The 6,915-nt window shown below is 61.4% G+C and carries 9 protein-coding genes; 3 read left to right on the forward strand and 6 right to left on the reverse strand.

All coding sequences use genetic code 11. The features are described 5' to 3' along the window. The first annotated feature begins 101 nt into the window (after nt 1-101). Nucleotides 102-590: a TonB family protein gene (locus tag ACJWXQ_RS03255; RefSeq protein WP_406672133.1), complete on the forward strand. Its 489-nt coding sequence runs from the start codon at nt 102-104 to the stop codon at nt 588-590. 45 nt (nt 591-635) lie between these two features. Here the strand turns inward: ACJWXQ_RS03255 and ACJWXQ_RS03260 are convergent, their stop codons facing one another. Further along, a complete protein-coding gene (locus ACJWXQ_RS03260) occupies nt 636-1,265 on the reverse strand; it encodes a YbhB/YbcL family Raf kinase inhibitor-like protein (protein WP_346051779.1) in 630 nt (209 codons plus the stop codon). Between the two features lie 58 nt (nt 1,266-1,323). Here ACJWXQ_RS03260 and ACJWXQ_RS03265 point away from each other — a divergent pair, with 58 nt between their 5' ends. Next, on the forward strand, nt 1,324-1,953 hold the full coding sequence (locus tag ACJWXQ_RS03265) for an alpha/beta fold hydrolase (RefSeq protein ID WP_346051781.1): 630 nt from the start codon (nt 1,324-1,326) through the stop codon (nt 1,951-1,953). Between the two features lie 333 nt (nt 1,954-2,286). Here the strand turns inward: ACJWXQ_RS03265 and ACJWXQ_RS03270 are convergent, their stop codons facing one another. The 5 genes from ACJWXQ_RS03270 to ACJWXQ_RS03290 all read right to left on the reverse strand — a co-directional run bounded on the left by ACJWXQ_RS03270 (nt 2,287) and on the right by ACJWXQ_RS03290 (nt 5,431). Continuing rightward, nucleotides 2,287-2,628: an HU family DNA-binding protein gene (locus ACJWXQ_RS03270; protein ID WP_346051783.1), complete on the reverse strand. Its 342-nt coding sequence runs from the start codon at nt 2,626-2,628 to the stop codon at nt 2,287-2,289. Nucleotides 2,629-2,742: 114 nt separating this feature from the next. Continuing rightward, complete coding sequence (locus ACJWXQ_RS03275; RefSeq protein WP_346051785.1) at nt 2,743-3,195, reverse strand: DUF4426 domain-containing protein; 453 nt, start codon at nt 3,193-3,195, stop codon at nt 2,743-2,745. 73 nt (nt 3,196-3,268) lie between these two features. Then, the gene (locus tag ACJWXQ_RS03280; protein WP_346051787.1) at nt 3,269-3,841 is read right to left on the reverse strand and encodes a YggT family protein; all 573 of its coding nucleotides are present in this window, start codon (nt 3,839-3,841) and stop codon (nt 3,269-3,271) included. Between the two features lie 13 nt (nt 3,842-3,854). Then, nucleotides 3,855-4,682 (reverse strand): pyrroline-5-carboxylate reductase, encoded by an 828-nt coding sequence (gene proC / locus ACJWXQ_RS03285; RefSeq protein ID WP_346051789.1) that lies wholly within the window; start codon nt 4,680-4,682, stop codon nt 3,855-3,857. Between the two features lie 44 nt (nt 4,683-4,726). Then, nucleotides 4,727-5,431, reverse strand: a complete 705-nt coding sequence (locus ACJWXQ_RS03290; RefSeq protein WP_346051791.1) for a YggS family pyridoxal phosphate-dependent enzyme — start codon at nt 5,429-5,431, stop codon at nt 4,727-4,729. A 165-nt stretch (nt 5,432-5,596) separates the two neighbouring features. Between ACJWXQ_RS03290 and ACJWXQ_RS03295 the strand changes: the two genes are divergently transcribed. After that, nucleotides 5,597-6,640 (forward strand): type IV pilus twitching motility protein PilT, encoded by a 1,044-nt coding sequence (locus ACJWXQ_RS03295; RefSeq protein WP_406672134.1) that lies wholly within the window; start codon nt 5,597-5,599, stop codon nt 6,638-6,640. The last annotated feature ends 275 nt before the right edge of the window (nt 6,641-6,915 follow it).

The raw sequence follows: 6,915 nt of genomic DNA on the forward strand, positions 1-6,915 counted from the left end.
GCACGACTATAGTGCCCTCTACCATGGGGAATCAGCTTCGGCCGCGCTGGTCGAAAGCCTAGACAATCAGCATCCCGCCACGGGATGGGAGAATGACAGGAATGCTTTGGGTAAGAATGTTGATCAGTGCGGTCATCGCCACGGTCCTGGTGTTGACCATGGCAGCCGTGGGTGTGCGCTGGTTCTATGACCGCGACGAGCAGGAAGAGAACACGGTGGAACTGATTGACCGGATCGGACTGACCACGATGTTCGAGACCCCGGGTCAGGAAGACCGGGAGCGGGAAGCGCGGCGTGAGTTCGTTCGTGAGGGGCCGCGGGAGGTGGAGCGGCCCGAGGAGACGGTTGAGCTTCCCGAGCGCCAGGTCACCGGCTTCGTTCAGGTGGAATTCACGGTCTACCCCGATGGCAGTATCGAAGACGCCGAAGTTGTCGGCGCCCGTCCGGCCGGTGTCTACGAAGAGCAAGCCCTGCAGCGGGTTCAGGCGCGAGATTTCAGCGGTCAGGTGAGTCCCGCAGAGCAGGATGGCGAGCGCCGCACGGAGATCGTGGAGTTCACGGTCCCGGCCAGTGAGCTGCCCGAGGAATAAGGCCGGCCGGAAGCTTCATTTCCGGCCGGCCCGCTTCGACTCTATTCAGGCGGGGACCGACGGGTTCAGGCTGTAGCGACCGGTAATGCTGGCCTCGCCCAGCACATGTCCCTTGATTGCTTCTTCCACTTCCGGCCCTCGAAAATCCCCGTCCACCGGAATTGTTTCCAGGGAGGTGGCAATCAGGCGGAAGCGATAGCGGTGGGGGATTTCATCGTTCCAGGGTGGGCAGGGGCCGTCGTAGCCGAAATAGCTGCCGCCCATGTCCGGATCGCCGGCGAGAAAGCCGGTGAAATCATTGAGCCCCTGGCGGCTGCCAGCCGGGCCTGGGGGATTGGACTTGCCCTTCGGGGTCACTTCCTGTGAGCAGCTACCCTCGCCGATTTCCCCCAGCGTCGGGTCAATATCCACCATGACCCAGTGGTAGAAGGGCACGCGAGGCAGATCCGCAGACACCGTGCGACCTTCCTGGTTGACGTCATCCGCTTCGCTGGGCACATCCGGGTCCACCACCAGGATCACCAGCGAGCGGGTGCCTGCGGGCAGGTCGGACCAGCGAATGGCCGGATTCCGGTTGGGGCCGAATGTCATGGGGTCTTTTTCATCAGGAATTCCGAAGGCGAAGGTTTCCGGTATGGGGGCGTTGTCTTCAATGCCGTCAATTTCCATTTTCATCGCTAAGCTCCCCTGAGATAGAATTCGCGGCCCTTCATACTGTCAGGGAGTCGCCAAGATGGCAAAAGCCTCCAACCAGCCGGAACCCATCACCGTAGCGGGCCCCGTGGGTGCGCTTGAGGCCTTGTTTCAGTTGCCCGCCAAGCAACCGCGAGCCATCGGGGTGGCCTGTCACCCGCATCCCCTGCATCAGGGCACGATGCGCAACAAGGTTGCCCATACCCTGGCCAGGGCGATGGTGGACGCTGGTGCGGCCACGCTGAGATTCAATTTTCGTGGTGTGGGCAAGAGTGAGGGGGAATTCGACAATGCCGTCGGCGAGACCGCTGATGCCCTGGCGGCGGTGGCCTGGTTGCGGGAGCGGTATCCGGATCTGCCCTTGTGGCTTGGGGGTTTTTCCTTTGGTGCCCAGGTATCCATCCAGGCGGCGGCTCGGGCCCGGCCGGACAAGCTGATCAGTATCGCGCCTCCGGTTGCCCGCTTTGGTGATTCCCGCCCGTCTCGCCCCGACTGTCCCTGGTTGCTGGTCCAGGGGGAGGCCGATGAGATTGTCGACCCGGAAGCGGTCTTTGCCTGGGCGGACGCCTACCAGTCGCCACCTCAGGTCGAGTCCTTTCCCGAGGTCGGGCATTTCTTTCACGGCCATCTGACCCCCTTGCACCGGACTCTGTTGGATTTTCTGGAATAGTGGGGTTGGATTGGGGGGTTGGCTTCTGGTGTTGGGGGCGTGGTTGCCTTCGATTTGTTGAGGCCCCTTCGAGGGCGGTGACGGGGGTGTGCCGGCTTAGGTTCTGGTGGCCTTGCTCAGGAACGCCGTGAACCCATCCCTGGGGGCTCTGGGTTCGCCATCCTGGCTCACACAGTCCTGAGCAAGGCCACCGGCAAAGGGACCGGAACGCCCCCCGTCACCGCCCTCGAAGGGGCCTCAACAAATCGGAGGCAACCCGATATACAAACCCGGTGCACAAAAAAACCCGCCTCAATGAGGCGGGTTTTCGTGGTCAGCGCCAAAGGGCACCGATCAGATCATTTCTTTCAGACCCTTGAGTGCAGTCACCTTCACGGCCTTGCGGGCAGGCTTGGCCTTGATGGTGATTTCCTCGCCGGTAAAGGGATTCACACCCTTGCGCGACTTGGTGGCGGGCTTCTTGACCGTCTTGATCTTCATCAGGCCCGGCAGATTGAAGTAGCCGGGGCCACGGCGGCCGATGTTGCGCTTGATCTCACTGTTCAGGGAATCGAACACGGCCTGAACATCCTTGCGAGTGAGGCCGGTGTCATCAGCGATCTTGGAAACAAGCTGCGCCTTTGTCGGTGGTTTCTGGGCCGCCTTGGCGGCAGTTTTCTTCTTTCGCGTTGCCATTAAGGGCTCCTTGACGAATGGGGGTTTTTCGCAAATCAACTAGCGTGCGGCCGCAAGCCGACACTGCTTTCGCAAGTTAGCACAGTCTTTCCTCGCGGTCAGCCGCAGGCCGCCCTAGAAAGTGCGCTGGAATTCGATGGTCTCGCTGATTTCCGAATCCCGGGGGGCGACAGTCACCGTGAAATTGAGGGTCTCACCCTCGGAGATTCGGATATCGCCGATGTAATAGATTGCCTCACCCATTTCATCGCCGCTTTCCCGGATTTCCTGCATACGGAATCGACGCAACTGGGCACTGAGATTCACCGCCTGGGCATCGATGTCCGCTTCCACCGGTCGGGGCGTGTCCTCATCCGTGCGATGGACTGCCACATTCAATAGTACGCGACGGTCACTTCGGGTGATGCCATAGGTCCGCGCCATCGCTTCCGGCAGTGCACTGGTGGGAAGCACATTGAAGTAGATTATGTGCCCGTTCACTTCACGGGATTGTTCCACTTCGGCCGTGGCCGGCTGCCAGGCATGCATGGCCAGCACGGCTGTCAGTGTCAGTATCAGTGTGCGCATGGTAATCACCTCAGCGGTATCCAGCTTGAGAGCCCTGATATCAGTTTAGCAGGGCCTGTCAGGCTTGCTCCGCCTACATGCGCACCAACCAGGCCGGCAGGAAGAGTTGCTGTACCAGCAGATAGAGAAAGAACAGCCCGATCATGGCCAGCATGGGTGAGATATCTATGCCCCCGAGATTGGGCATCATGCGCCGCAGGGGCTGCAGGATGGGGCGGTTCAGTGACCAGAGCGCCCCCAATACCGGGTTGGGATTGCCGGGGCTCAACCAGCTCACCACGACCTGCACCAGAATGGTGAAGATGAACAGGGTGATGAAGAGGATGACCAGTTTCACCACAGCCAGCAGTGGCAGAGCCAGGGGCCCCGGGAAGGCCACCGGTTGGATCAGTGCCAGCAGGGTGACATTGATGGTCTGCAGGATCAGCATCAGTACAATCGCCGCAAGATCAAAGCGCCGCCAGACCGGGATGAGGCGATAGAGGGGGCGGAGCACCGGGTCGGTGGCTCGAATCACCAACTGGCTCAGGGGATTGTAGTAATCCGCGCCCTGGCGTTGCAGCAGGAAACGCAGAATGACAGCCAGGGTGTAGAGGCTGAACAGGGTGTTGACGAGAAATGACAGGGGCGTGGCAAGGCTGCCCATGGGTGTCGTCTCCTCAGTCTCGGCCGAATTCGTCGGACAGGGTTTGGGATCGGTCCCGGGCGGCAGTCAGGGCCTTTCTGAAGCACTCCTCCAGGCCTTGCTCGCGTAGCACTTCCAGGGCCGCAGCGGTGGTCCCTCCGGGCGAGGTCACCTTTTCGCGCAGGGTCGCCGGGTCATCATCGCCTTCATTGGCCATGCGGGCGGCGCCAAGCGCGGTCTGCAGGACCAGGCGGCGGGCCAGTTCCGGGGGCAGGTCCAGGGAACGGGCAGCGTTCTCCATGGCCTCCATGACCAGGAAGAAATAGGCCGGGCCGCTGCCGGAGGTAGCGGTGACCGCGTCCATATGGGCTTCCTCGTCCACCCATAGCGCCATTCCGACCGCGGCCATGATCTCTTCGGCCAGGGTCTTTTGTGCCGCGCTTACCGAGGGATTGGCGTAGAGAGCGGTGGCGCCGCAGCGGAGCAGGGAGGGGGTATTGGGCATTGCCCTTACCACCGGCACATTACCCCCGAGCCAGCGGCTGATATCCGGTTCACGCAGTCCGGCAGCGATGGAGAGCACCAGTGGCTGGCGTTCCTGAACGATACTGGCGATCTGGGCGGCGGCCTCGCGGAGGATCTGGGGCTTGACCGCCATCACGATGACATCGGCGTGGGCGGCGGCTTCGGTGTTCTCCTGGGTGACGTTGATCCCGTGGCGGTGACGATGGGTATCCAGCTGATCCACAAAGGGATCGGCGACCCAGAGGTGCTGGGGCGAGCGGCCGCCGGCGATGAGACCGCCCACCAGACTGTGGGCCATATTGCCGCCGCCGATGAAGGCAATGGTGCTCTCAGACATTATTTCTCCTTGCTAGCCGGTAGTTTATGGCGTCACATGATAGCTCACTCACGCGCGCCGAACAGGGCCGACCCCACTCGCAGCAGGGTGCTGCCCTCGGCGATGGCCGCCTCCAGGTCCGCCGACATCCCCATGGACAGGGTGTCCAGTTCGTGGCCCTGGGCCTGCAGCTGGTCGGCCAGAGCCTTGAGGGCGCGGAAGGGGCGTCGCTGTGAGTCTTCACTGTCGCTGGGGGCCGGCAGGCACATCAGTCCCCGTAGCCGCAGCCGGGGCAGTGCCGCCACCTGATCCGCCAGCTCTGGCACGTCCGAAGGCGCGACCCCGGCCTTCTGGGGCTCTTCACTGATATTGACCTGGATGCAGACATTGAGATCAGGCAGGGATTCGGGGCGCTGCCCGGACAGGCGGCGGGCAATCTTCAGCCGATCGACGCTGTGGACCCAGTCAAACCGTTCTGCCACCGAACGGGTCTTGTTGGACTGGAGGGGGCCGATGAAATGCCAGATCAGATCGGGCAGGTCCGAGAGGGAATCGATCTTCTCCACCGCCTCCTGCAGGTAGTTCTCGCCAAACTCCCGTTGCCCCAGGGCTGCCGCTTCCCGAATCAGGGCCGCCGGCTTGGCCTTGCTCACCGCCAGCAGGCGGATATCCTCGGGATTTCGCTGGTGGCGCTCAGCCGCAATTCGGCAGCGTTCATGAACCCGCTGAAAAGCCTGGGCCAGGGAATTCTGTTGTTGTTCCAATGCCATCGGTGCTCCGGGTTTGCGGTGATCCCGCATTCAGCGCTATCTTGCTCACTGCGGGCTTCCCCGCACAGCGGACCAGGCCGAATATGATACGCCCACTCAAGGGGGCACTAACAGCGCCGGGCCGGATATGGCCAGTTATTGCCCACGCAGTAGAGGAGTTTGCCCATGGCGGTTGATATCGCCCAATTGCTGACTTTCGCGGTCAAGAATGATGCTTCCGACCTGCACCTCTCCTCCGGGGTGCCGCCCATGATTCGAGTTCATGGCGATGTGCGTCGGATAAACATGCCGGCCATGGAGCACAAGGAAGTCCACGCCATGGTCTATGACATCATGAATGACAAGCAGCGCAAGGATTTCGAAGAGTTCCTCGAGTGTGACTTTTCCTTCGAAATCCCGGATCTGGCCCGCTTTCGCGTCAATGCCTTCAATCAGAAGCGGGGGGCCGGGGCGGTCTTTCGGACCATTCCTTCCAAGATCCTGACGCTTGAGGACCTCAATGCTCCCAAGATTTTCTCGGACATTGCCGAGACGCCCCGTGGCATCGTTCTTGTGACCGGTCCCACCGGTTCGGGTAAATCCACCACGCTGGCCGCGATCATCAACTACATCAACGAGAATCATATGGGGCATATCCTCACGGTGGAGGACCCCATCGAGTTCGTGCATGAAAGCAAGAAATGCCTGATCAACCAGCGCGAGGTCCATCGGGACACCCTGGGCTTCAACGAGGCCCTGCGCTCCGCGCTCCGGGAAGACCCCGACGTGATTCTGGTGGGTGAGATGCGCGACCTGGAAACCATTCGTCTGGCCCTGACCGCGGCCGAGACCGGCCACCTGGTCTTCGGTACCCTCCACACCAGTTCCGCCGCCAAGACCATTGACCGGATCATCGACGTTTTCCCGGCCGCCGAGAAGGATATGGTTCGGGCCATGCTTTCCGAGTCCCTGCGCGCTGTCATTTCCCAGACCCTGCTGAAGAAAATTGGCGGCGGTCGGGTGGCGGCCCATGAAATCATGATCGGTACACCCGCCATTCGAAATCTGATCCGGGAGGGCAAGGTGGCCCAGATGTATTCCGCCATTCAGACCGGCCAGGGCTCGGGCATGCAGACGCTGGACCAGAATCTCCAGGACCTGGTCCGCCGTGGTGTGATTGACAAGCAGCAGGCTCGCCTCAAGGCGGCCAACAAGGAAGGATTCAACTAGGGAACCTCTGATTAATTCATTCGCGCCCGCAGCCAACGGGATTTTTTCTCTCGCGAGGCGCGACGAGCGTAGTGTAGCCTCTGTGCTACATGAGCGAGGAGTAACGAAGTCGAGAGGGGAAATCCCGTTGGCCCACAAGGGGTTGACGCTGAGAGCGCCTGCTTCTGCGTTGCATTGCTTGCCCGTAGCACAGAGGCTACTGTGCTGCGCGCTGCGCCTTGAATCAGACGCTCTCAGCGCCAACTGCGGGTGCGAATGAATTAATCAGAGGTTCC

It is taken from the genome of Natronospira sp. (assembly GCF_007134575.1).
Classification (GTDB): Bacteria; Pseudomonadota; Gammaproteobacteria; order Natronospirales; family Natronospiraceae; genus Natronospira; species Natronospira elongata.